Annotated in this window: 15 protein-coding genes; 9 read left to right on the plus strand and 6 right to left on the minus strand. The window is 71.6% G+C overall.

Translation table 11 applies throughout. The annotated features are described in order from the left end of the window. Positions 1–668: 668 nt before the first annotated feature. On the minus strand, positions 669–1,979 hold the full coding sequence (locus IH45_RS0104425; RefSeq protein ID WP_030661607.1) for a site-2 protease family protein: 1,311 nt from the start codon (positions 1,977–1,979) through the stop codon (positions 669–671). Between the two features lie 192 nt (positions 1,980–2,171). Between IH45_RS0104425 and IH45_RS01000000143165 the strand changes: the two genes are divergently transcribed. Both IH45_RS01000000143165 and IH45_RS0104435 read left to right on the plus strand, forming a co-directional pair. Further along, positions 2,172–3,314, plus strand: a complete 1,143-nt coding sequence (locus IH45_RS01000000143165) for a RecB family exonuclease (protein ID WP_324607919.1) — start codon at positions 2,172–2,174, stop codon at positions 3,312–3,314. A 13-nt stretch (positions 3,315–3,327) separates the two neighbouring features. Next, positions 3,328–3,999, plus strand: a complete 672-nt coding sequence (locus IH45_RS0104435; RefSeq protein ID WP_003981597.1) for a response regulator — start codon at positions 3,328–3,330, stop codon at positions 3,997–3,999. 107 nt (positions 4,000–4,106) lie between these two features. Here IH45_RS0104435 and IH45_RS0104440 read toward each other — a convergent pair whose 3' ends face one another. The 4 genes from IH45_RS0104440 to metH all read right to left on the minus strand — a co-directional run bounded on the left by IH45_RS0104440 (position 4,107) and on the right by metH (position 12,192). Next, positions 4,107–5,699: an ABC transporter substrate-binding protein gene (locus IH45_RS0104440; protein ID WP_030661612.1), complete on the minus strand. Its 1,593-nt coding sequence runs from the start codon at positions 5,697–5,699 to the stop codon at positions 4,107–4,109. A 137-nt stretch (positions 5,700–5,836) separates the two neighbouring features. Continuing rightward, a complete protein-coding gene (locus tag IH45_RS0104445; RefSeq protein ID WP_030661615.1) occupies positions 5,837–7,447 on the minus strand; it encodes an ABC transporter substrate-binding protein in 1,611 nt (536 codons plus the stop codon). A gap of 373 nt (positions 7,448–7,820) precedes the next feature. Continuing rightward, positions 7,821–8,522 carry an HAD family hydrolase gene (locus tag IH45_RS0104450; RefSeq protein ID WP_030661618.1) on the minus strand — a complete coding sequence of 234 codons (702 nt, stop codon included), beginning with the start codon at positions 8,520–8,522 and terminating at the stop codon, positions 7,821–7,823. 160 nt (positions 8,523–8,682) lie between these two features. Continuing rightward, the gene (gene metH, locus IH45_RS0104455) at positions 8,683–12,192 is read right to left on the minus strand and encodes a methionine synthase (protein WP_030661621.1); all 3,510 of its coding nucleotides are present in this window, start codon (positions 12,190–12,192) and stop codon (positions 8,683–8,685) included. A 269-nt stretch (positions 12,193–12,461) separates the two neighbouring features. Between metH and IH45_RS0104460 the strand changes: the two genes are divergently transcribed. From IH45_RS0104460 to IH45_RS0104475, 4 genes are all read left to right on the plus strand, one after another. Further along, positions 12,462–13,235, plus strand: a complete 774-nt coding sequence (locus IH45_RS0104460; RefSeq protein ID WP_003981592.1) for an IclR family transcriptional regulator — start codon at positions 12,462–12,464, stop codon at positions 13,233–13,235. Positions 13,236–13,461: 226 nt separating this feature from the next. Continuing rightward, on the plus strand, positions 13,462–14,250 hold the full coding sequence (locus tag IH45_RS0104465) for an MIP/aquaporin family protein (protein ID WP_030661624.1): 789 nt from the start codon (positions 13,462–13,464) through the stop codon (positions 14,248–14,250). A gap of 42 nt (positions 14,251–14,292) precedes the next feature. Then, on the plus strand, positions 14,293–15,834 hold the full coding sequence (glpK, locus tag IH45_RS0104470; protein WP_030661627.1) for a glycerol kinase GlpK: 1,542 nt from the start codon (positions 14,293–14,295) through the stop codon (positions 15,832–15,834). Positions 15,835–15,846: 12 nt separating this feature from the next. Beyond that, positions 15,847–17,457, plus strand: coding sequence for a glycerol-3-phosphate dehydrogenase/oxidase (locus IH45_RS0104475; RefSeq protein ID WP_030661630.1), 1,611 nt, complete (start codon positions 15,847–15,849; stop codon positions 17,455–17,457). 83 nt (positions 17,458–17,540) lie between these two features. Here the strand turns inward: IH45_RS0104475 and IH45_RS0104480 are convergent, their stop codons facing one another. After that, complete coding sequence (locus IH45_RS0104480; RefSeq protein WP_158812930.1) at positions 17,541–19,070, minus strand: GMC family oxidoreductase; 1,530 nt, start codon at positions 19,068–19,070, stop codon at positions 17,541–17,543. A gap of 167 nt (positions 19,071–19,237) precedes the next feature. On the opposite strand from IH45_RS0104480, the gene IH45_RS0104485 reads away from it, so the two are divergent. From IH45_RS0104485 to IH45_RS0104500, 3 genes are all read left to right on the plus strand, one after another. After that, complete coding sequence (locus IH45_RS0104485; protein WP_030661637.1) at positions 19,238–19,834, plus strand: 1,2-dihydroxy-3-keto-5-methylthiopentene dioxygenase; 597 nt, start codon at positions 19,238–19,240, stop codon at positions 19,832–19,834. A 26-nt stretch (positions 19,835–19,860) separates the two neighbouring features. Beyond that, a complete protein-coding gene (gene mtnC / locus IH45_RS1000000150590) occupies positions 19,861–21,216 on the plus strand; it encodes an acireductone synthase (protein ID WP_267885128.1) in 1,356 nt (451 codons plus the stop codon). Positions 21,217–21,448: 232 nt separating this feature from the next. After that, positions 21,449–22,741: an MFS transporter gene (locus IH45_RS0104500; RefSeq protein ID WP_107058571.1), complete on the plus strand. Its 1,293-nt coding sequence runs from the start codon at positions 21,449–21,451 to the stop codon at positions 22,739–22,741. Positions 22,742–22,840: the final 99 nt, after the last annotated feature.

Below are 22,840 nucleotides of genomic sequence, written 5' to 3' on the forward strand. Positions count from 1 at the left end.
GGTTCCCTCTGGCGGGGCTGGGTTCCTTCTGGTGGGGGCTGGGTCTCCTCTGGCAGGGGCTGGGTTCCCTCCGGGTCGGGGGTTGGGCTGTGGGTCGGGGGTTGGGCTGCGGGCCGGGGCCTGGGCTGCGGGCCGGGGCCTGGGCTGCGGGTCAGGGCCTGGGCTGCGGGCCGGGCTGTTGGCCGGAAAGCTGCGCGCCTATGGGGCCGCAGGTGATCGTCCCCCCGGCGGGGGCTTACCCCGGGGCGGCGCGCGTCAAGCCAGGTCAGGGGGCGTAACCGGGGGCCGTCAGGGGCGTAACCGGGGGCCGGGGCGGGATACCGAGCTGGAGCCGCACGCCGGGCTGCCGGCCGGACGCCGGGCTGCTGGGCGGACGCTGCGCTCCCTCCCGTACGGACTCCGGGCTTTTGGCCGTGACGCTGCGTTCCCTTCCGTACGTACGCCAGGTCCCAGGCCGGCCGCCAGGCTCCGTACCGGAACCTGCGCGCCTATAGGGCCGCAGGTGATCGTCCCCCCGACGGGGGCTTACCCACGGGTGGCGCGCGTGAAGCGCGTGCAGCCAGGTCGGGGGGCGTAGCCGGGGCCGTCGGGGGGCGTAACCGGGGCCGCGGCAGTGCGCGTGAATTGCCGAGGGCGGGCCGGACCTGGTGGCTGGGGCAGGGCCTGGGTCAGGACGGGCGGGCCATGGCGGCCACGAAGGCGCGTTCCACGTCGGCGGTGGACAGGACGCCGTAGATCTCGCCGGTCTCCTCGACCACCAGGTACTCGGTGGCGGGGGTGGCGCGCAGGTAGTCCAGGAGGTCTTCGCCGGCGAGTTCGGCGGAGACCCGCATGCCGTCCTTCAGGTCCTGCGCCAGGCCACTGACGGGAACCCAGGGGCGGCGGTGCTCGGGAACGCCCACGATGGCGGTCTCGCGGACGACGGCGGTGGGCCGGCCCGCGCGGTCCACCACGACCAGGGCGCGCGCGCCCGCGTCGTTGGCGCGGCGCAGGGCCTCGGACAGCGGGGTGTCGGCCTCCACCGGGACGGCGCGCCGGGTGAGCGTACGGGCCTGGAGATCCGGGAGGCGTTCGCGCAGCCGGGCCATGCGCAGGCTGTTGCCCGCACCGGTCCAGATGATCGCGGCGAGGATCGCGGCGAGCAGCGCGTCGGTGATCGAGTCGGCGCCTCCGAGGTCGGTGGGGGCGTTGCCCAGGGCGCCGGTGTGGGTGAGCAGCGGCAGCCCGATCAGGACCGAGACGGCGAGCGCGCGGCCGACCCAGGCGGCGGCGACGGTGCCGGTCATCGGCTTGCCGGTGATCTTCCACACGACGGCGCGGAGCATCCGCCCGCCGTCCAGCGGGAGGCCGGGCAGCAGGTTGAAGACGGCGACGATCAGGTTGGAGATCATCAGCCCGGCGAGCAGGACGCCCGGTACGGTGCCGGGCTCGACCAGCTCCATGCCGCCGTAGAAGACCCCCGCCAGGACGAGCGAGAGCAGCGGCCCCACGAAGGCCAGGACGAATTCGCGGCCGGGGGTCTCGGACTCCTTCTCGATCTCGGAGACGCCGCCGAAGAACTGGAGCTGAATACGGCGTACGGGGAGCTTGAAGCGCAGCGCGGCGACGGTGTGCGCGAGCTCGTGCACGAGCACCGACGCGTAGAAGGCGACGGCGAAGAAGAGCGAGACCAGGTAGCGGCCCGCGCCGAGCTCCGGCAGGACCCGTTCGAGCTGGCCGCCGAAGACCCAGGTGATCAGTGCGGCGACGATGAACCAGCTGGGCGCCACGTACACCGGTACGCCGAAGGGGCGGCCCATGAGGATGCCGCCGCCGGTGCGCCGCCCCTGCTGGCCCTTGGGCGACGACTGCGGGGAGGGGCGGGTTCCGGACGGCCTCGTACGGCCGGTGCCGCGGGCCGGGTCGGACGGTCCGGGCGGGTTGGGCGGTTGGGGGTGCGCGGACTCCTCGGGGTCCTGCGGCTTCCCACTCTCGTCCACGGCGTCCCCTCGTCGATTGCGGCCTTCGCTCCTGTCCGTCCGGTTCCGGTCCGGTACGGCCTGTCGATCATGCAGGGCGAAGGGGTCTGGCGTCGATGGTATGCGGAACGCTTCGCGACGCCCCGTCTCGGTCTCCCATTGTGATCCCTCGGTTGCCGGAGCTGTCAGTGGCGGACCGTAGGCTCGTATGTCATGGGAACGAGCACCGAGAAGGCTGTGCCGGACGCCGCGGGCGGGGACGGCGGGCAGGACGGCACCGGCGAGGCCGAGGTGGCTGAGGTGCCCAGGGGCGCCGAGGCCGCCGAGGCCGCCGGTGAGACCGACGGGACCGGCGAGGACAGGACGGCCGCTGCCCGCGAGGCCGGGACGGCCAACCTGCCCCGCGAAGCCGCACCAGCAGACCCGGCAGCACCGTCCGCCGCCCCCGCCCCATCCACCACCCCGCTCCCCCGCACCCCCTCCCCCGCCACCCGTCCCGTCTCCCTCTCCCCGTCGCGGGCGAGCGACTTCATGCAGTGTCCGCTGCTGTACCGCTTCCGGGTGATCGACAAGCTGCCGGAGAAGCCGAGCGCCGCGGCGACGCGCGGCACGGTGGTGCACGCGGTGCTGGAGCGCCTCTTCGACGCCCCGGCGGGGCAGCGTACGGCGGGCGGCGCGCGGGCGATGGTGCCGGGCGAGTGGGAGAAGCTGCTGGCGAAGCGGCCGGAGCTGGCCGAGCTGTTCACGGACGACCCGGCGGGTGAGCGGCTGGCGGCCTGGCTGGCGGACGCCGAGACGCTGGTGGAGCGGTGGTTCACGCTGGAGGACCCGACCCGCCTGGAGCCCGCCGATCGCGAGCTGTACGTGGAGACGGTGCTCGACTCGGGCCTCCAGCTGCGCGGCTTCATCGACCGGGTGGACGTGGCGCCGACCGGCGAGGTGCGCCTCGTCGACTACAAGACCGGCAAGGCGCCCCGTCCGGAGTACGCCGACGGTCCGCTGTTCCAGATGAAGTTCTACGCGCTGGTGATGTGGCGGCTGCGCGGCATCGTGCCGCGCCGGCTCCAGCTGGTGTACCTGGGCAGCGGCGACATACTGACGTACGACCCCACCGAGGCGGATCTGCGCGGCGTGGAGCGCAAGCTGCTGGCGCTGTGGGACGCGATCCAGCGGGCGACCGCGACCGGTGACTGGCGCCCGCGCCGTACAAAGCTGTGCGGCTGGTGCGACCACCAGGCGGTGTGCCCGGAATTCGGCGGTACTCCCCCGCCGTATCCGCTGCCGGTGCCCGGCCGGGCGGGGACGCTCCCTGTGGCGGCGTCCGGGGAGGGGCAGGGCAGAATGGACCTGGTCTAACGAAGGAGTTCCTGTGGCAATCCGCGTCCTGCTGGTCGACGACCAGCCGCTGCTGCGTACCGGCTTCCGGATGATTCTGGAGGCCGAGCAGGATCTCGCGGTCGTCGGCGAGGCCGGGGACGGCCTGCAGGCGCTGGAGCAGGTACGGGCGCTGCAGCCCGACGTGGTGCTGATGGACATCCGGATGCCGCGGATGGACGGGGTCGAGGCGACCCGGCAGATCACCGGCCCGGCGAAGGACGGTCCGGCGAAGGTGCTGGTGCTGACCACGTTCGACCTGGACGAGTACGTGGTCGAGGCGCTGCGCGCGGGGGCCAGCGGCTTCCTGCTGAAGGACGCGCCGGCCCAGGAGCTGGTGCAGGCGATCCGGGTGGTCGCGGCGGGCGAGGCGATGCTGGCGCCGAGCATCACTCGCCGGCTGCTGGACAAGTACGCGGGCCATCTGCCGTCCGGCGAGGAGCCGGTGCCGGACACGCTGCACACCCTCACCGAGCGCGAGGTGGAGGTGCTGAAGCTGGTGGCGCGCGGGCTGTCGAACGCGGAGATCGCCGCGGACCTGTTCGTGAGCGAGACGACGGTCAAGACGCACGTCGGCCACGTGCTGACGAAGCTGGGGCTGCGCGACCGGGTGCAGGCCGCGGTGTACGCGTACGAGAGCGGGCTGGTGCGCCCCGGCGCCCAGTAAGCCCGTCCGGCCGTCCGGCCCTACGAACGCCCCCACAAGCGACGGCCCGGCCCACCCCGCCCCGAGAGGGGCAGCGGTGGGCCGGGCCGTCGCGTGGGTCCGGAGCGTCAGCCCTTGCTGATCTCCCAGAACCGGAAGACCGTCGAGGCGTCCAGCGTCCACTGGAGGCCGGCGATGTTCTCGCCGGCGACGGCGTACTGCTTGCCCTGCCAGATCGGCAGGACGGGCAGGTCCTCGGCGACGATGTCCTGCATCTCGCGGAAGGCGGGCTTGGTGGCCTGCCGGTCGGGCTGGCCCGCGGTGCCGGGCAGCAGCTTCGCGGTGATGCGCTTGGCGTCGTAGTTGTTGTTGAGGACGTTGCCCTTGCCGAAGAACGGCTGGGTGAAGTTGTCCGGGTCCGGGTAGTCCGGGACCCAGCCCTTGACGTACGCGCCGTACTTCCCGCCCTTGACGCCCTTCTCGAACTCCTCGATGGGCACGCTCTTGACCTGGGCGTCGAAGAGGCCGCTGGCGTTGAGCTGCTGGGCGATCTCCTGGAAGGCCGGGACGGTGCCGGGGCCGTAGCGGACGGGGGTGGCCCAGAGGGTGAGCGGCACCTTCTTGCCGCTGCCGTAGCCCGCCTCGTGCAGGGCGGCGGCGGCCTTGTCGGGCTGCGGCCGGTCGCCGTAGCTGGCGAAGAAGGCCGTGTTGTGGCCGGTGATACCCGCGGGGACGATCGAGTACAGCGGCGCGGCGGTGCGCTTGTAGACGTCCCGGACCAGCGTGGAGCGGTCCAGGAGGTAGGCGATGGCCTTGCGGACGCCGAGCTTGCCGACGACCGGGTCGTGCATGTTGAAGACGAGGTGCATGACCTCGGCGCTGTTGCCCTGGACGACCTGGATGCCGTGCTTCTGGCTGGCGGACGCCTGCTCCAGCGAGGCGATGTCCTTCATGTCCAGACCGCGGTAGGCGACGTCGATGGAGCCGTCCTGGACCGCCTTCTTGAGCTTGTCCGGGCTCTTGAAGAACTTCATGGTCATGCCGGAGTTCTTGACCTCGGCGGGGCCCTGGTAGGAGCCGTTGACGCCGAAGACCGCCTCGTCCTCGGGGTCGTAGTCCTCCAGCTTGTAGGCGCCGGAGCCGACGGCCTTGTTGTCGGTGCGCAGTTTGTCGGGCGCGTACTCGCTGTGGTCGACGATGGAGCCGGCGCCGGAGGCGATCTTCATGGGGAAGGTCGCGTCGGGGCTCTTGAGGCGGAAGACGACGGTCTTGTCATCGGGGGCCTCGACCTTGTCCAGGCCGGTGAACATCACGGCCGGGCCGTTGGTGTCGGCGATGCGCTTGATCCGGTCGAAGGAGAACTTGACGTCCTTCGAGGTCAGCGCGTGGCCGTTGCTGAACTTCAGGTTGTCCTTGAGGGTGCACTTGTAGACGGTGCTGCCGCCCTCGGCGAAGCCGCAGGACTCGGCGGCCTCGGGTTCGGGGGTCGTGCTGCCCTTGGGGAAGCTGAGCAACGACTGGAAGACGTTGGTGAACAGCACCCACGAGACCGGGTCGTAGCCGCCTGCGGGGTCGATGGACACGATCTTGTCGGTCATGCCCATCACCACGGGGTTGCCGGTTCCGGCGCTGCCGCCGTCACCCGTTCCGCAGCCACTGAGCAGGGCGGCGACGAGCCCTGCTCCCAGCGGTGCGGCCAGCCACTGGTCGCGTTTCCTCACGTGCGTGTTCCTCACAGTCGTATGGCGGTGAAGCGTTGTGGTCCGCGCCGGCGGGTGCCGTCATCGGTTGTGGTGGTGCGCGCCGTCGGGTGCGGCAGCCGGCCGGCGTGCGGTGGCGCGCCGGCCGGAGGTCGTCGTCAGTTGCTGCTCACTCCGCGGGCGAGTTCCCAGATCTGCAGGGCCGAGGACGAGTTCAGGGCCCACTCGGCGCCGGTGATGTCGTCGCGGGCGGCGACGTACTGCTTGCCCTGCCACAGCGGCAGGATCGGCACCTCGTCCGCGATGATGTCCTGGGCCTGCTTGAACTGCTCCGCGGCGGAGTTGCGGTCGGTCTGCTGCCGGGTGCCGGGGATCAGCTGGGACTCGATCTTGTTGTTGCGGTACGGGGAGTTGAGGAAGTTCCCCTTGCCGAAGAACGGCGCGATGTAGTTGTCCGCGTCCGGGAGGTCGGCGAACCAGCCCATGCCGTAGGCGGCGTACTTGCCCTCGGTCTGTTCCTTGCGGAACTGCTGCCAGCTGTCGACGCCCTTGATGCTCACGTCGAACAGGCCGCCCTGGTTGAGCTGGCTCTGCAGGGCCTTGAACTCCTTGATGGTGCTGGAGCCGTAGTGGTTCGTGGTGTACGTGAGGGTGAGCTTCACCGGGGTGTTGATGTGCGCCTGCTGGAGGATCCTGCGGGCGGCGGGGACGCTCGGGCTGCCGTACTTGGTGAAGAACGAGTTGATGTGGCCGGTGAGGCCCTTGGGAACCATGGAGTACAGCGGGTCACCGGTGTGGGAGTACACGTCGCGCACCAGCGCGGAGCGGTTGACCAGCTGGGCCATGGCCTGCCGGACGGCCTTGTCGGAGACCGACGGGTTGTCGGTGTTGAAGGCGAGGTAGCGGATCTCGGAGCCGGGTACGGCCTGCAGTCGGACGTGCTCGTCCCGGGCGTTCTCCAGGCCCTTGATCTGGTCGGGCGCCAGGCTGCGGTTCATCAGGTCGATGTCGCCCTTGCGGAGCGCCTTCTCCATGCCTTCGGAGTCGTCGAAGAACTTCATCTCGACGGTGGAGTTCTTCACCTCGATTCCGCCCTTGTAGTCGGGATTCTTGGTGAAGACGGCCTTGCTGACACGCTCTCCGCTGTGTTCCATCTTGACGGTGTACGGGCCGGAGCCGGCCACCTCGAAGCCCTTGTAGAGGCCCTTGTTCGGATAGACCTCGCTGTCGACGATGGCGGCCGCCGGGGTGGCAAGCTTCTGCGGGAACGTGGCGTCCGGCTTCTTCAGGTGGAAGACCACCTCGGATTCGCTGGGGGTCTCCACCTTGTCGACGTTGTCCACCAGGGAGACGGGGCCGCGGTCGTACTTGATGGCCAGCATCCGGTCGATGGAGAACTTCACGTCCTTGGACGTGAGGGCGTGCCCGTTGGTGAACTTCAGACCGTCGCGGAGTTTGCAGCGGTACTGCTCGTTCTGGGTGTCCCGGAAGCCGCAGGACTCGGCGGCCTCGGGCACCGGCGCGGTGCCGGTCCGCGGCAGTCGCATCAGCGTCTGCAGGGTTCCGCGCAGCACGTTCCACGCGTCGACGTCGTACGCCTGGGCGGGGTCGAGCGGGGCGGGCGCGTCCTTGGTGGCCTCCAGCTGGGCGGTGGTGCCGACCTTGATCGGCTTGCCGCCGTCGCCGGAGCCGTCCGAGCTGCCGCAGGCGGCGAGCGTGGGGACGAGCAGACCGGCCAGGGCCGGCAGCACCAAGGTCTTGCGATTCATCGTCGGCAGGTTCCTTATCAGCGCAGAGGTGTTGCTCGCGATGACATTAGTAGGAACGGCCAGCGCGTCCGGGACACAACCAAGTTGAACGGATATCACGCCCGGATAACGGCCGCCGGGTGACCGATATCCGGACGCCGGAACGTTTCGTACGGGCCTCCATCAATCCGGACACATACCCCCATGAAAACCAGGAGAAAGCACCCATGGAACGTGTCCATGCCGAACTGTCGACGGGCTGACGCGTGAGAAACGTCACTCCCGCATTGAGGAGTTCGGCCGGGCGAATTCGGCCAGCGCATTCGTCACGGAAAATGAGCGGCCCGCTGCTCACAGTTTCTTCCCTTTTCGCCGGGCACGCTCGGTGTTCGGGTCACCGGCCGTCCGTGATCAACGACCGCAGAAATGGGAGATCCACTTCTTCGAGCGATCCGACGACGGTACGGCCGGTGCCGGGGCCGATCGGGCTCACCGACGGCACCGCCACCACCCGGCAGCCCGCCGCCTCCCCGGCCGTCACGCCGGTGACGGTGTCCTCCACCACGGCGCAGCGCCGCGGGTCCACCCCGAGCCGGGCGGCGGCGGTCAGGTACGGGTCCGGGTGCGGCTTCGTACGGGGCAGGTCGTCGCCGGCCAGCGTCAGGTGGAAGTGCTCCGGGCCCAGGGAGGGCAGCATCCGGTCGATGACGGTGCGGTGCGAGGCGGAGACCAGCGCGGTGGGCACCCGGTGCGCGGCCAGTTCCGCCAGCAGCCGGCGGGCGCCGGGCATCAGCGGCACGCCGCGGGCGATGCGCTCCGCGAACCGGGCATTGAGCAGCACCGTCAGCTCGTCCAGGCCGATGTCGGCGCCGGTGACGCCGATCAGGTACGCGGCGCTGCGCGTCATCGGCCCGCCGACGACGACCTGGCGGTGGTGGTCGTCCAGTACGTGGCCCAGCTCGGCGAAGACCGCGGCCTCCGCCTCCCACCAGAAGCCCTCGGTGTCGACGAGGGTGCCGTCCAGGTCGAGGAAGACGGCCTGGAGGGTGGCGCCGTCGGCCGTACGCGTGCCCACCGCGGGGATGCTGCTGGTCATCCGTGCACCTCCGTAGTCGAACGTCCCCGGAGGGACGAAAGGGCCGGCCGCCCTCCCGCGCGGGGAGGACGACCGGCCACTACCGGACCGACCAGTGTACGACTGTGCGGGGAGACGCGCGGTGCCCGCGGGAACTTCCGTGGCCTCCCCGGTCCCGGCGCTACCGGGCGTTGAAGTACTTGGCCTCCGGGTGGTGGATGACGATCGCGTCGGTGGACTGCTCGGGGTGCAGCTGGAACTCCTCGGAGAGCTGGACGCCGATGCGTTCCGGCCGCAGCAGGTCGGCGATCTTGGCCCGGTCCTCCAGGTCGGGGCAGGCCCCGTAGCCCAGCGAGAAGCGGGCGCCGCGGTACTTCAGCGCGAACATGTCCTCGACGTCGGCCGGGTCCTCGCCGGCGAAGCCCAGCTCGGCGCGGACGCGGGCGTGCCAGTACTCGGCCAGCGCCTCGGCGAGCTGGACGGACAGGCCGTGCAGCTCCAGGTAGTCGCGGTAGGAGTCGGAGGCGAACAGCTCCGCGGTGGCCTCGCCGATCTTCGAGCCGACGGTGACGACCTGGAGGCCGACCACGTCCCGCTCGCCGGACTCCTCCGGCCGGAAGAAGTCCGCCAGGCACAGCCGCCGGCCGCGGCGCTGGCGCGGGAAGGTGAAGCGGGTGCGCTCGGTGCCGTCCTCGTTGAGCAGGATCAGGTCGTCGCCCTTGGAGTAGCAGGGGAAGTACCCGTGGACGACGGCGGCCTCCAGGAGGTTCTCGGTCTGGAGCTTGTCCAGCCAGCCGCGCAGCCGGGGGCGTCCCTCGGTCTCGACCAGTTCCTCGTACGAGGGGCCGTCGCCCGTACGGTTCTGCTTGAGGCCCCACTGCCCCTTGAACAGGGCGCCCTCGTCCAGCCAGGACGCGTAGTCGGCGAGCTGGATGCCCTTGACGACGCGGGTGCCCCAGAAGGGCGGGGCGGGCACCGGGTTGTCGGTGGCCACGTCGGAGCGGACGGTGCCCTCCTCCGGCTCAGGCTCGGCGATCTGCACGTCGCGCTTGGGGACGCGGCGCTGCTTGAGCTCGGGCAGGCTGGCGCCGGGCACGCCGCGCTTGACGGCGATCAGGGCGTCCATCAGACGCAGGCCCTCGAAGGCGTCGCGGGCGTAGCGGACCTCGCCCTCGTAGATCTCGTGGAGGTCCTGCTCGACGTAGGCGCGGGTCAGGGCGGCGCCGCCGAGGATGACGGGGAAGTCGGCCGCCATCTTGCGCTGGTTGAGCTCCTCCAGGTTCTCCTTCATGATCACCGTGGACTTGACCAGCAGCCCGGACATGCCGATGACGTCGGCGCGGTGTTCCTCGGCGGCTTCCAGGATGGCCGAAACCGGCTGCTTGATGCCGAGGTTGACGACGTTGTAGCCGTTGTTGGACAGGATGATGTCGACCAGGTTCTTGCCGATGTCGTGCACATCGCCGCGGACGGTCGCCAGCACGATGGTGCCCTTGCCCTCCGCGTCGGACTTCTCCATGTGCGGCTCCAGATAGGCCACCGCGGTCTTCATGACCTCGGCGGACTGGAGCACGAACGGCAGCTGCATCTGGCCGGAGCCGAACAGCTCGCCGACGACCTTCATGCCCTCCAGCAGGGTGTCGTTGACGATGTCCAGGGCCGGGCGTTCGGCGAGCGCCGTGTCCAGGTCCGCCTCCAGGCCGTTCTTCTCGCCGTCGATGATGCGGCGCTGGAGGCGCTCCTCCAGGGGCAGCGCGAGCAGTTCCTCGGCCTTGCCGGCCTTCAGCGACTTGGCGGTGGCTCCCTCGAACAGCTCCAGCAGCTTCTGGAGCGGGTCGTAGCCCTCTTCGCGACGGTCGTAGATCAAGTCGAGGGCGACCTTGACCTGCTCCTCCTCCAGGCGGGCGATCGGCAGGATCTTGGAGGCGTGCACGATCGCCGAGTCCAGTCCGGCCTTGACGCACTCGTCCAGGAAGACGGAGTTCAGCACGATGCGGGCGGCCGGGTTGAGGCCGAAGGAGATGTTGGACAGGCCCAGTGTGGTCTGCACGTCGGGGTGACGCCGCTTCAGCTCGCGGATCGCCTCGATGGTGTTGACGCCGTCCTTGCGGGACTCCTCCTGGCCGGTGCAGATGGTGAAGGTCAGGCAGTCGATGAGGATGTCCGACTCGCGGATGCCCCAGTTCCCGGTCAGGTCGTCGATGATCCGCTCGGCGATGGCGACCTTGTGCCCGGCGGTACGGGCCTGGCCCTCCTCGTCGATGGTCAGCGCCATCAGGGCCGCGCCGTGCTCCCGGGCCAGCGCGGCGACCCGGGCGAAGCGGGACTCGGGCCCGGCGCCGTCCTCGTAGTTGACGGAGTTGATGACCGCGCGGCCGCCCAGCTTCTCCAGACCCGCCTGGATGACCGGGACCTCGGTGGAGTCCAGCACGATGGGCAGGGTGGAGGCGGTGGCGAAGCGGCCGGCCAGCTCCCGCATGTCGGCGACGCCGTCCCGGCCGACGTAGTCCACGCACAGGTCGAGCATGTGCGCGCCCTCGCGGATCTGGTCGCGGGCCATCTCCACGCAGTCGTCCCAGCGGCCCTCCAGCATGGCCTCGCGGAACTTCTTGGAGCCGTTGGCGTTGGTGCGCTCGCCGATCGCCAGGTAGGAGGTGTCCTGGCGGAACGGGACGGTCTGGTAGAGCGAGGCGGCGCCGGGCTCGGGGCGCGGGCTGCGCTCGGTGGGGGCCACGCCCCGTACCCGCTCGACGACCTGGCGCAGGTGCTCGGGGGTGGTGCCGCAGCAGCCGCCGACGAGCGAGAGCCCGTACTCGGAGACGAAGGTCTCCTGGGCGTCGGCCAGCTCGGCCGGGGTCAGCGGGTAGTGCGCGCCGTCCTTGCCGAGGACGGGCAGGCCGGCGTTGGGCATGCACGACAGCGGTACGCGGGCGTTGCGTGCCAGGTAGCGCAGGTGCTCGCTCATCTCGGCCGGGCCGGTGGCGCAGTTCAGGCCGATCATGTCGATGCCCAGCGGCTCCAGCGCGGTCAGCGCGGCGCCGATCTCCGAGCCGAGCAGCATGGTGCCGGTGGTCTCGACGGTCACCGAGCAGATCACCGGCAGGTCGGTGCCGGTGGCGGCCAGGGCGCGGCGGGCGCCGAGGACGGCGGCCTTGGTCTGGAGCAGGTCCTGGGTGGTCTCCACGAGGAGCGCGTCGGCGCCGCCGGCGATCATGCCTTCGGCGTTCTTCTGGTAGGCGTCGCGCAGCGTCACGTAGTCGACGTGGCCGAGGGTGGGCAGCTTGGTGCCGGGGCCCATGGAGCCGAGCACCCAGCGCTGCTGCCCGGTCGAGGCGGTGAACGCGTCGGCGGCCTCGCGGGCGATGCGGGCGCCGGATTCGGACAGCTCGAAGACCCGCTCGGGAATGTCGTACTCGGCGAGGGCGGCGTGGTTGGCGCCGAAGGTGTTGGTCTCGACGCAGTCGACGCCGACCGCGAAATAGGCCTCGTGGACCGAGCGGACGATGTCCGGACGGGTGAGGTTCAGGATCTCGTTGCAGCCCTCCAGCTGCTGGAAGTCCTCCAGGGACGGGTCCTGCGCCTGGAGCATCGTCCCCATCGCCCCGTCGGCCACCACGACGCGGGAGGCGAGGGCCTCGCGGAGGGCCGTGGTGCGGGATGTGCTGGTGGACGATGGCGTGTACGAGGCCATGGAGGTGCTCCCCTGGTTGCGACGGCTGTCGGCTTTGCGTCTTCCGGTGGAAGGCGCACCCGGTCAGGGTAGCGGGCGGCGCCGCCCGGGGCCCGGCCGTCCCACGGCGTGGACTCGGCCAAGATCATTGACATGGCTCGGTCGACTGCCGGAGGGTCGGCATTCACCGATATCGTTCAGCATTGCCGAACCGCTCCTGGAGCCGCCCGGCACTGTTGAACACTGCACCACACCACCCGCTCCACACCGCTCGACCCGGAGGTCTCCCGATGGCACGGAACATCCAGTCACTGGAACGTGCCGCCGCGATGCTGCGGCTGCTGGCCGGCGGTGAGCGGCGGCTGGGGCTCTCCGACATCTCCTCCGCGCTGGGCCTGGCCAAGGGCACCGCGCACGGCATCCTGCGCACCCTCCAGCAGGAGGGCTTCGTCGAGCAGGACCCGGCCTCAGGCCGCTACCAGCTGGGCGCTGAGCTGCTGCGGCTCGGCAACAGCTATCTGGACGTGCACGAGCTGCGCGCCCGCGCCCTGGTGTGGACGGACGACCTGGCGCGCTCCAGCGGTGAGAGCGTCTACCTGGGCGTGCTGCACCAGCAGGGCGTGCTGATCGTGCACCACGTCTTCCGGCCCGACGACAGCCGCCAGGTGCTGGAGGTCGGCGCGATGCACCCGCTGCACAGCACAGCGCTGGGCAAGGTGCTGACCGCGTACGACCCGGTGGCGCACAGCGAGGCGGCGGAGGCCGAGCGGCAGGCGTTCACGCCGCGCACGGTGACCGCCCTGGACGAGCTGGAAGGCGTACTGGACCTGACCCGGGCGCGGGGCTGGGCGGCCGACGTGGAGGAGACCTGGGAGGGCGTGGCGTCGGTGGCCGCGCCCATCCACGACCGGCGGCGGATGCCGGTGGGCGCGGTGGGCGTCACGGGCGCCGTGGAGCGGGTCTGCCGGGACGGCGAGCCGGGTGAGCTGCGGCCGGAAATCGTCGCGGCTGTGAGGGATTGCGCACGTGCGGTCTCCCGTGACCTGGGCGCAGGGCGATTCTGACCGCTTATGCCCCATATGTTCACCTAAGTTTTCAGTCACAGAACCCTTGACGGGGTGCTACGTGTGAAGAAAACTGCCGTTCGTCGGTCGGCATTGTCGAACACCTAACGACAATATTGGTTATGGTGGACAGCGCCGGAGGCCGACCAACGCCCTCTCGGAGGGCGCGGACCTCGGAGGGACCCGGGGTCCGCCTTCCCCTGGACGAAGGACAAAGGAGTCGCGGGTGTCCAGCTCCGACATCTTCATCAGCGAGACCATCGGTACCGCTGTTCTGATCCTGCTGGGCGGTGGCGTCTGCGCCGCCGTCACGCTCAAGCGCTCAAAGGCGTTCAACTCGGGTTGGGTGGCCATCACCTTCGGGTGGGGCTTCGCCGTACTGACCGGCGCGTACATCGCGACCAAGTCCGGTGCCCACCTGAACCCCGCGGTCACCGTGGGACTGGCCATCAAGGGCGGAACGCCCTGGAGCGACGTGCCGGTGTACTTCGCCGGTGAGCTGTTCGGCGCCATGATCGGTGCGGTACTCGTCTGGCTGGCCTACTACGGCCACTTCAAGGCCCATCTGACCGACCCCGAGATCGTGGGCGAGCAGAGCGGCCAGGAAGGCATGGTCGACAAGGCGGCGGCCCCCAAGGCCGGCCCGGTTCTCGGCGTCTTCTCCACCGGACCCGAGATCCGCAACGCGGTGCAGAACCTGACCACGGAGGTCATCGCCACCATCGTGCTCGTGCTGGCGATCCTCACGCAGGGCCTCAGCGACAACGGCAAGGGCGTCGGCGTCATCGGGGCACTGCTGACCGCGTTCGTGGTCGTCGGCATCGGTCTGTCGCTGGGCGGCCCGACCGGCTACGCGATCAACCCGGTCCGCGACCTCGGTCCGCGTATCGTCCACTCGCTGCTTCCGCTGCCGAACAAGGGCGGGTCGGACTGGGGATACGCCTGGATCCCGGTCGTCGGTCCGCTGCTCGGCGGCGCGATCGCCGGTGGTATCTACAACCTCGCGTTCGCCTGAGCCGCGCCGCCCGCACCGAAGACTTTTGGAGCACAGACACCCATGAGCGACAACCACAGCACCGCCTCGCACGGCCACGGCCCGTTCATCGCGGCCATCGACCAGGGCACCACGTCCAGCCGCTGCATCGTGTTCGACAAGGACGGCCGCATCGTCTCGGTCGACCAGAAGGAGCACGAACAGATCTTCCCCAAGCCGGGGTGGGTCGAGCACGACGCCAAGGAGATCTGGGAGAACGTCCAGCAGGTCGTGGCCGGCGCCGTCGAGAAGGCCGGCATCACCGCCAAGGACGTCAAGGCCATCGGCATCACCAATCAGCGCGAGACCACGCTGATGTGGGACAAGAAGACCGGTGAGCCGGTCCACAACGCCATCGTCTGGCAGGACACCCGTACCGACGCGCTCTGCCGCGAGCTGGGCCGCAACGTCGGCAAGGACCGCTTCCGCCGCGAGACCGGCCTGCCGCTGGCCTCCTACTTCGCCGCCCCGAAGATCCGCTGGCTGCTGGACAACGTCGAGGGCCTGCGCGAGCGCGCCGAGGCCGGCGACATCCTCTTCGGCACCATGGACTCCTGGGTCATCTGGAACCTGACCGGCGGCGCCGAGGGCGGCGTGCACGTCACCGACGTCACCAACGCCTCGCGCACCCTCCTGATGAACCTGCGCAAGCTGGAGTGGGACGAGAAGATCCTGCACTCCATCGACATCCCGGCGGCGGTGCTGCCGGAGATCCGCTCGTCGGCCGAGGTGTACGGCACCGCCGCCGCGGGCGCGCTGGCCGGCGTGCCGGTCGCCTCGGCACTGGGCGACCAGCAGGCGGCCCTGTTCGGCCAGACCTGCTACGACAAGGGCGAGGCCAAGTCCACGTACGGCACCGGCACCTTCATGCTGATGAACACCGGTGACGAGCCCGTCAACTCCTACAACGGGCTGCTGACCACGGTCGGCTACCGCATCGGCGACCAGGACCCGGTGTACGCGCTGGAGGGCTCGATCGCCGTCACCGGTTCGCTGGTGCAGTGGATGCGCGACCAGATGGGCCTGATCAACTCGGCCGCCGAGATCGAGACGCTGGCGTCCACCGTCGAGGACAACGGCGGCGCGTACTTCGTCCCGGCCTTCTCCGGCCTGTTCGCCCCCTACTGGCGCTCCGACGCGCGCGGCGTGATCGCGGGCCTGACCCGCTACGTCACCAAGGCGCACATCGCCCGCGCCGTGCTTGAGGCCACCGCCTGGCAGACCCGCGAGATCACCGACGCCATGACCAAGGACTCCGGCGTCGACCTGACCTCGCTGAAGGTCGACGGCGGCATGACCTCCAACAACCTGCTGATGCAGACCATCTCGGACTTCCTGGACGCCCCCGTGGTGCGCCCGATGGTGGCCGAGACGACCTGCCTCGGCGCCGCCTACGCCGCCGGTCTGGCCGTCGGCTTCTGGCCGGACACCGACGCGCTGCGCGCCAACTGGCGCCGGGCCGCCGAGTGGACCCCCCGCATGGACGCGGAGACCCGCGACCGCGAGTACAAGAACTGGCTCAAGGCCGTCGAGCGGACCATGGGCTGGATCGACGACGAGAGCTGACGAGGAGTAATCATGAGCACCCTGCAGAGCGTCCCGGCCCTCGGGACGCACCCGGCCGACGGTTCGAACCCGAGCCGCGCCGAGACTCGGGAGCGGCTTTCCAAGGCGACGTACGACCTCCTGGTGATCGGCGGCGGCATCCTGGGCATCTCCACCGCCTGGCACGCCGCGCAGTCGGGGCTGCGGGTTGCGCTGGTGGACGCCGGCGACTTCGCCGGCGCCACCTCCTCCGCCTCCTCCAAGCTGCTGCACGGCGGCCTGCGCTACCTGCAGACCGGCGCCGTCAAGCTGGTGGCGGAGAACCACTTCGAGCGCCGCGCGGTCTCGCGTGAGGTGGCCCCCCACCTCGCCAACCCGCTCACCTTCTACCTGCCGGTCTACAAGGGCGGCCCGCACGGCGCGGCCAAGCTGGGCGCGGGCGTCTTCGCGTACTCGGCGCTGTCCGCCTTCGGCGACGGCGTCGGCCACGTCATCAGCCCGGCCAAGGCCCAGCGGGACGTGCCGGAGCTGCGTACGGACAACCTGAAGGCCGTGGCCGTGTACGGCGACGACCAGATGAACGACGCGCGGATGGCCCTGATGACGGTCCGCGCGGCGGTCGCCGCGGGCGCCACCGTGCTGAACCACGCCGAGGTCACCGGCCTGCGGTTCACGCAGGGCCGGGTCACCGGCGCCGAGCTGAAGGACGGCACCGACGGCACCGAGTTCGGTGTCAACGCGCGCCTGGTCCTGAACGCGACCGGCCCGTGGGTCGACCACCTGCGCAAGATGGAGAACCCGAACGCGGCGCCCTCCATCCGCCTGTCCAAGGGCGCGCACCTGGTCCTCAAGCGCACCTCCCCCTGGAAGGCGGCGCTGGCCACCCCGATCGACAAGTACCGCATCACCTTCGCCCTCCCCTGGGAGGACATGCTGCTGCTCGGTACGACCGACGAGGAGTACGAGGGCGACCCGGCGGACGTCCGCGTCACCGAGAAGGACACCGCGCAGATCCTGGACGAGGCGGCCTTCTCCGTCCGCGACCAGCAGCTCTCGCGTGACCTGATCACGTACTCCTTCGCGGGCCTGCGGGTGCTGCCGGGCGGCCCCGGCGACACCTCCAAGGCCAAGCGCGAGACCGTCGTCACCGAGGGCGCGGGCGGCATGCTCTCGGTCGCGGGCGGCAAGTGGACGACGTTCCGCCACATCGGCCGTACGGTCATGAACAAGCTGGCGGCGCTGCCCGGCCACCCGCTGGCCGAGGACATGGAGCCGATCTCGCGGCTGCCGAAGAAGCTCCCGCTGCCGGGCATCGCCAACCCGAACGCGGTGGCCCACCGGCTGCTCGTCGACGGCTCGGCCCCCGGCCCGCGCATGGCGCCGGAGACCGCCCGTCACCTGGCCACCCACTACGGCTCGCTGTCCTTCGACATCGCGCGCCTGGCCAACGAGGACCCGGCCCTCGCCGAGCGCATCCACCCGGACGCGCCGGAGATCTGGGCCCAGGTCGTCTACGCCCGGGACCACGAGTGGGCGGAGACGGTGGACGACGTGCTGCGCCGCCGCACCACGCTGACCATCCGCGGCCTGGACTCGGAGGACGTCCGGGCGCGGGCCAAGGAGATACTGGAGCAGCGCGGCTGACGTTCCGTCACCCGTTGCCGTCACGAGGGCGGCTCCCCGTTTCGGGGAGCCGCCCTCCGGCGTGTCCGCGGCCGTTGTCCCCGCTACCCCCGCAGGCAGTGCTCGGCGAGGGCCATGGTGGTGAGATTGGTGTTGGCGGCGGGCAGGGTCGGCATGACGGAGGCGTCGATGACGTCCAGGGCCTCGACGCCGTGGACGGCGCCGGTGGCGGAGACGACGGCGCCGGGGTCCCCCGCCGGTCCCATCCGGCAGGTACCGGCGGCGTGCTGGTAGCCGCTGACTGTCTGCCGTAGTGCTTCCGCCAGCTGTTCGTCCGTGGTGACGGCGGGGCCCGGTGCGCGCTCTTCGCCCAGCAGGCCGGACAGCGGAGCCGTACGGGCGAGGGAGCGCGCCAGCCGCATGCCTGCCACCATGCGCTCGCCGTCGCGCGGATCGCTCAGGAACCCGACGTCGATGCGCGGCGCGTCGCGGGGGTCGGCCGAGCGCAGCCACAGCCGGCCACAGGAGAACGGCCGCAGCAGGGCGACCCAGAAGGTGAGCACCGTGCCGCCGTCCTCGCCGGCCTCCGGCCCCGACGGGAAGACCTGGAGGTCGACCGGGCCGTCCCCGCAGGTGAGGTCGCAGGTCAGAAAGGTCTGCAACACCGGGTCGCGGGGGCCGGGCGGCGGCGCGTCGGTGGCGTACCGCAGAGTGACGGCGGGGTGGTCCCGCAGGTTCTCCCCCACGCCGGGCAGGTCGGCCGCCACCGGGATGCCGAGGTCGCGCAGGTGGGCGGCCGGGCCGAGTCCGGAGCGCAGCAGGATCGGCGGGCTGCCGTAGGCGCCGGCGGCGAGCACGACGCGGTGGGCGGACAGGACTGTACGCGCCGGATCGGCCAGCTGTACTCCCACCGCGCGGCCGTCGCGCAGTACGACCCGGTCCACCAGGACATCGCCGCGCACGGTCAGGTTGGCGCGCTCGCGGGCCCGCGCGAGGTAGGTCAGTGCGGTGCTCTGCCGTACGCCGCCGAGCCGGTTGACCGGCACCGGGCCCACGCCGCGCGCGCCGGGGGCGTTGTGGTCCTCGACGGGCGGGTGGCCGAGGGCCGTGCAGGCGTCGTGGAAGGCTCGCTGCCACCGGTTGGTCTCGTCCGGCCCGTACCGCCCCACGGGAACCGGGCCGTCCGTACCGTGCCAGCGCGTGCCGAGGTCCAGGTCCCGCTCGACGCGGCGCAGGCTGGGCAGGAAGTCGGCGAAAGCCCAGCCCTCGTTGCCCTGGGCGGCCCAGTCGTCGTGGTCCCGCGGGTGGCCGCGCAGCGCGATCGCGGAGTTGATCGCCGAGGAGCCGCCCACGAGCTTGCCGCGCGGCAGCTCCACGGACCGGCCGAGGGTGCCCGGCTCGCTGGCGTACCCCCAGTCGTGGCTGTGGGTGGCGGCGGGGCTGGTGGCCACGTCGTCGGGCAGGCCGTCGGGCGAGCTGCCGTAATCGGGCCCGGCCTCCAGCAGCAGGACGGACCGTGCGGGGTCCTCGGTCAGCCGGTCGGCCAGTACGCCGCCGGCCGAGCCCGCGCCGACGATGATCACATCCCATACGTCCATGACCTGCGCTTTCGCCTCCCTGTGGGTACGGCTCACGGTTCCGGCTGCCTGAGGTACCCGCGGCGGGCGGATCACACACGTCCGTCGGGCGGAACCCCCCGCGCCCGGACCCGGCCGGACTAGCATCGCCGTGCAGGGGCCCGGCCGCTCCTCGCGGCCTCCCCCGTGTTTCTCCAGACCCGTCACCGACCTTGGAGATTCCCATGACCTTGCTGACCACCTGGCCGGAGAGCGGCCCGGAGACCGTGCTGCGGCGTACGTCGGAGCCCGCGGAGATCGCCGCCGCGCTGGCGCCCGCGGGAGTGCGGTACGAGCAGTGGCCGGTGCGCGCGGACGTGGCGCCGGACGCGGAGTCCGCCACCGTCCTCGCCGCGTACCGGGCGGAGATCGACCGGCTGACCGCCGAGGAGGGTTTCGTGACGGTGGACGTGGCGTCCCTGCACCCGGGCGACGCCCCCGGCTGGGCGGAGACGGCCCGCGCTGCGCGGCAGAAGTTCCTCGCCGAGCACACCCACGAGGACGACGACGAGGTGCGGTTCTTCGTCGCCGGGGCCGGGGTGTTCTACCTCCACACGGGCGGCGAGGTGCACGCCGTGCTGTGCGAGGAGGGCGACCTGCTGGGCGTGCCGCGGGGCACCACCCACTGGTTCGACATGGGCACCCGGCCGTCGTTCACCGCCATCCGCTTCTTCCACGAGGAGGACGGCTGGGTCGGCACGTTCACCGGGGACGACATCGCGCTGCGCTTCCCGGACTTCGACACGCTGATGGCCCGGCGGGCGGAACGGGGCACGGCGTGAACCACACCTTCGACGTGGACCACGTGGTGCTCGACATCGAGGGCACCACGAGCGCGACCGGGTTCGTCGTGGACGAGCTGTACCCGTACTCCCGCAAGCGGTTCGGACGGCTGCTGGCCGAGCGGGCCGAGGAGCCGGCGGTACGGCGGGCCATGACGCAGATCCGGGAGCTGCTGGCCGAGCCGGGCGCGGACGCCGTGCGGATCGAGCGGGCGCTCGGCGCCTGGCTGGACGAGGACCGCAAGGTCACGCCCCTGAAAACGCTGCAGGGCATCGTGTGGTCCGAGGGCTTCGCGAGCGGCGAGCTGGTCTCGCACTTCTACCCGGACGTGGTGCCCCGGCTGCGGGAGTGGCACGCGGCGGGCGTCCGGCTGCACGTGTACTCGTCGGGCTCGGTGGCCGCGCAGCAGGCGTGGTTCGGGCACAGCCCGGAGGGCGATCTGCGGGCACTGGCCGAGCGGTTCTACGACACGGAGAACGCCGGGCCCAAGCTGGTGGCCATGTCGTACGAGACGATCGCCGACGACCTCGGGGCCGAGTCGGAGCGGGTGCTGTTCCTGTCCGACCGGCCCGGGGAGCTGGACGCGGCGCGTGCGGCGGGGTGGCGTACGGCCGGGGTGCGGCGGCCCGGGGAGCCGTACTACGGGAGCGGGGTGGGGGACCATCCGGAGGTGGCGTCCTTCGCGGAGCTGAGGATCGGGACGGGGGCGGGGGCGGCCGGTGCAGGCACCGTGCCCGGCGCCCGGACCGGCGCGGGACCGGACATCGGTGACGAGGAGGTGCGGCGGGCCGGGGCCCGGCTGGCCGCCGAGGCCGCGCGGTTCGCCTCGTTCGGCTGGATGCGCGGCACGTCCGGCAACCTGTCGGCCGTACTGGACCGCGATCCGCTGCGGCTGGCGGTGACCGCGAGCGGGCGGGACAAGGGCGAGCTGACCGCGGACGACGTGGTGCTGGTGGACGGCGCGGGCACCGCGGTCGCGGGCACCGCGGTCGGGGCCGGGAAGCCGTCGGCGGAGGCCGGGCTGCACGCGCGGGTGGTGCGGCTGACCGGCGCGGGCGCGGTCGTGCACGTCCACACGGTCGCGGCGGTGGCGATGGCGCGGCGCAGGCCGGGCGGGATCGTCTTCGGCGACCTGGAGATGCTCAAGGGGCTGGGGCTGCCCGCCGAAGGGGCCACGGTGCGGCTGCCGGTCATCGCCAACAGCCAGGACATGGCCGTGCTCGGGGACCGGCTGGAGGCGGCCCGGGAGCCGCGGATGCCCGCCGTGGTCGTCGCGGGACACGGTCTGTACGTGTGGGGCGCGGACCTGCTCCAGGCCCGGCACCATGCCGAAGTGGTGCAGTGGCTCCTGGAGTTGGAGCTGGCGGCGGGCCGGGCCTGAGGGCCGGTGGCCGGGTGGCGGGCGCCTGCGAAAACAACTGGCTGCCGGCCGCGTGGCGCGCCTACCTTGTGCGCTCGTGACCGGTGATCCGAAGTGCTCGTCCAGTGCCGCGCCCGTGGCTTCCGCGGCGCCGGCCGTCGTGGTCGTCCCCGCCCAGGGCGCCCCGCCCGCCCCTCCCGGCGGCCTGTTCTCCCGTCCGTACGCGGCCGCTTCCGCCTGCTTCGCCGCCGTGATGTTCCTGACCGGCCTCGCCGCGCTCGCCGTGGTCCCCACCCTGCCGACGGCCGCCCGCGACCTGGACGGGGTGCGGCTCTTCCCGCTCGTCGCGGGGTGCTTCGTGGCGGCGAGCCTGCTCGGCGGGGTGCTGGGCGGGCACTGGGCGGACCGGTCCGGGGCGCAGCAGCCGCTGGCGACGGGCCTGGTGCTGGCGGTGGCCACGCTGCTCGTCTCCGGTGCCAGCACCTCGGTCTGGCAGCTGGCGGCCGGGCGGTTCCTGGACGGCCTGGCCGGCGGAATGATCATGGTCGCGGTCAACACCGCCATCGGCCAGGCGTACCCGAGCCGTCTCCAGCCGCGCGCCCTGGCGCTGATGAGCACCTGCTGGATCGTTCCGTCACTGATCGGTCCGCCGCTGGCGGGGCTGGTGGCCGAGTGGTGGTCGTGGCGCATGGTGTTCTTCTGGCTGGCCGCGCTCACCGTGCTTCCGGCGCTGGCGGTGGCGGCCGTACTGCGCGGCCGTTCGCGGTCCGCGGCTCCCGCGCCGTCGGACGAACGGGCGCCGCGGCCCGCGTTGCTGGTCGCGGTGGCGGTGAGCGCGGGCGCGGCGCTGGGCCAGTACGGCGTCTCGGGCCGGGACCCGCGCCAGCTGCTGTTCGCGGCCGGCGGGCTCGGTCTGCTGCTGGTGTTCGCGCCACGGCTGCTGCCGCGGGGTACGTGGCGTGCGGCGCGCGGCCTGCCCGCGACGGTCCTGCTGCGCGGCCTCAGTTCGGGCACGTTCTTCACGCTGGAGGCACTGGTGCCGCTGCTGCTCGTCACCGAACGGGCGGCGCCTCCCGTACTGATCGGCCTGGTCTTCACGGGAGCCGCGGTGTTCTGGGCCGCCGCTTCCTGGGTGCAGGGCCGCCTGCTGGAGCACGTACCCCGGCACCGGCTGGTCGTGGCCGGGGCGCTGGTGCAGTCGGCGGCCGTGGCGATCGCGGCCGTCGGGACGCTGCCCGCGGCACCGGCGTTCACCGCCGGTACGGCCATGCTCGTCGCGGCCGTCGGCATGGGCCTGCTCGCCCCTTCGCTCACCGTGCTGTCCCTGACCCACAGCCCGCCCGGCCGCCAGGGCGCGGCGAGCGGCGCGATGCAGACCAACCAGAATCTTGGCCAGGTGACGGTGCTGGCAGTGGCCTCCGCCGTCCTCAATCTGTGCCTGGGCGCGGGTGTGGCACGGGCCGCCGGGTACGGTGCGGCCTTCTTGCTGCTGCTCATACCGTGCGCCCTGGCCGTCCTGTTCTCCGCGCGCACCCGGGCCGCGTGAGCGGACCGGACCACGTTGCGGGCACCGTCCGCCGGGCCCGTAGGTTGGTGCGGTACCGCCGTCCCGTCCGTGTTGTCCCGTCGTCCGCCGGGTCATCCG

The sequence above is a fragment of the Streptomyces rimosus subsp. rimosus genome, from assembly GCF_000720725.1.
Classification (GTDB): domain Bacteria; phylum Actinomycetota; class Actinomycetes; order Streptomycetales; family Streptomycetaceae; genus Streptomyces; species Streptomyces rimosus_A.

Bases quoted from the DNA above. Each gene is read 5' to 3' on its own strand.
- IH45_RS01000000143165 (WP_324607919.1), top strand. From the start codon at position 2,172: ATGGGAACGAGCACCGAGAAGGCTGTGCCGGACGCCGCGGGCGGGGAC.
- IH45_RS0104445 (WP_030661615.1), bottom strand. From the start codon at position 7,447: ATGAATCGCAAGACCTTGGTGCTGCCGGCCCTGGCCGGTCTGCTCGTC.
- IH45_RS0104450 (WP_030661618.1), bottom strand. From the start codon at position 8,522: ATGACCAGCAGCATCCCCGCGGTGGGCACGCGTACGGCCGACGGCGCC.
- metH (WP_030661621.1), bottom strand. From the start codon at position 12,192: ATGGCCTCGTACACGCCATCGTCCACCAGCACATCCCGCACCACGGCC.
- IH45_RS0104460 (WP_003981592.1), top strand. From the start codon at position 12,462: ATGGCACGGAACATCCAGTCACTGGAACGTGCCGCCGCGATGCTGCGG.
- glpK (WP_030661627.1), top strand. From the start codon at position 14,293: ATGAGCGACAACCACAGCACCGCCTCGCACGGCCACGGCCCGTTCATC.
- IH45_RS0104475 (WP_030661630.1), top strand. From the start codon at position 15,847: ATGAGCACCCTGCAGAGCGTCCCGGCCCTCGGGACGCACCCGGCCGAC.
- IH45_RS0104485 (WP_030661637.1), top strand. From the start codon at position 19,238: ATGACCTTGCTGACCACCTGGCCGGAGAGCGGCCCGGAGACCGTGCTG.
- IH45_RS0104500 (WP_107058571.1), top strand. From the start codon at position 21,449: ATGTTCCTGACCGGCCTCGCCGCGCTCGCCGTGGTCCCCACCCTGCCG.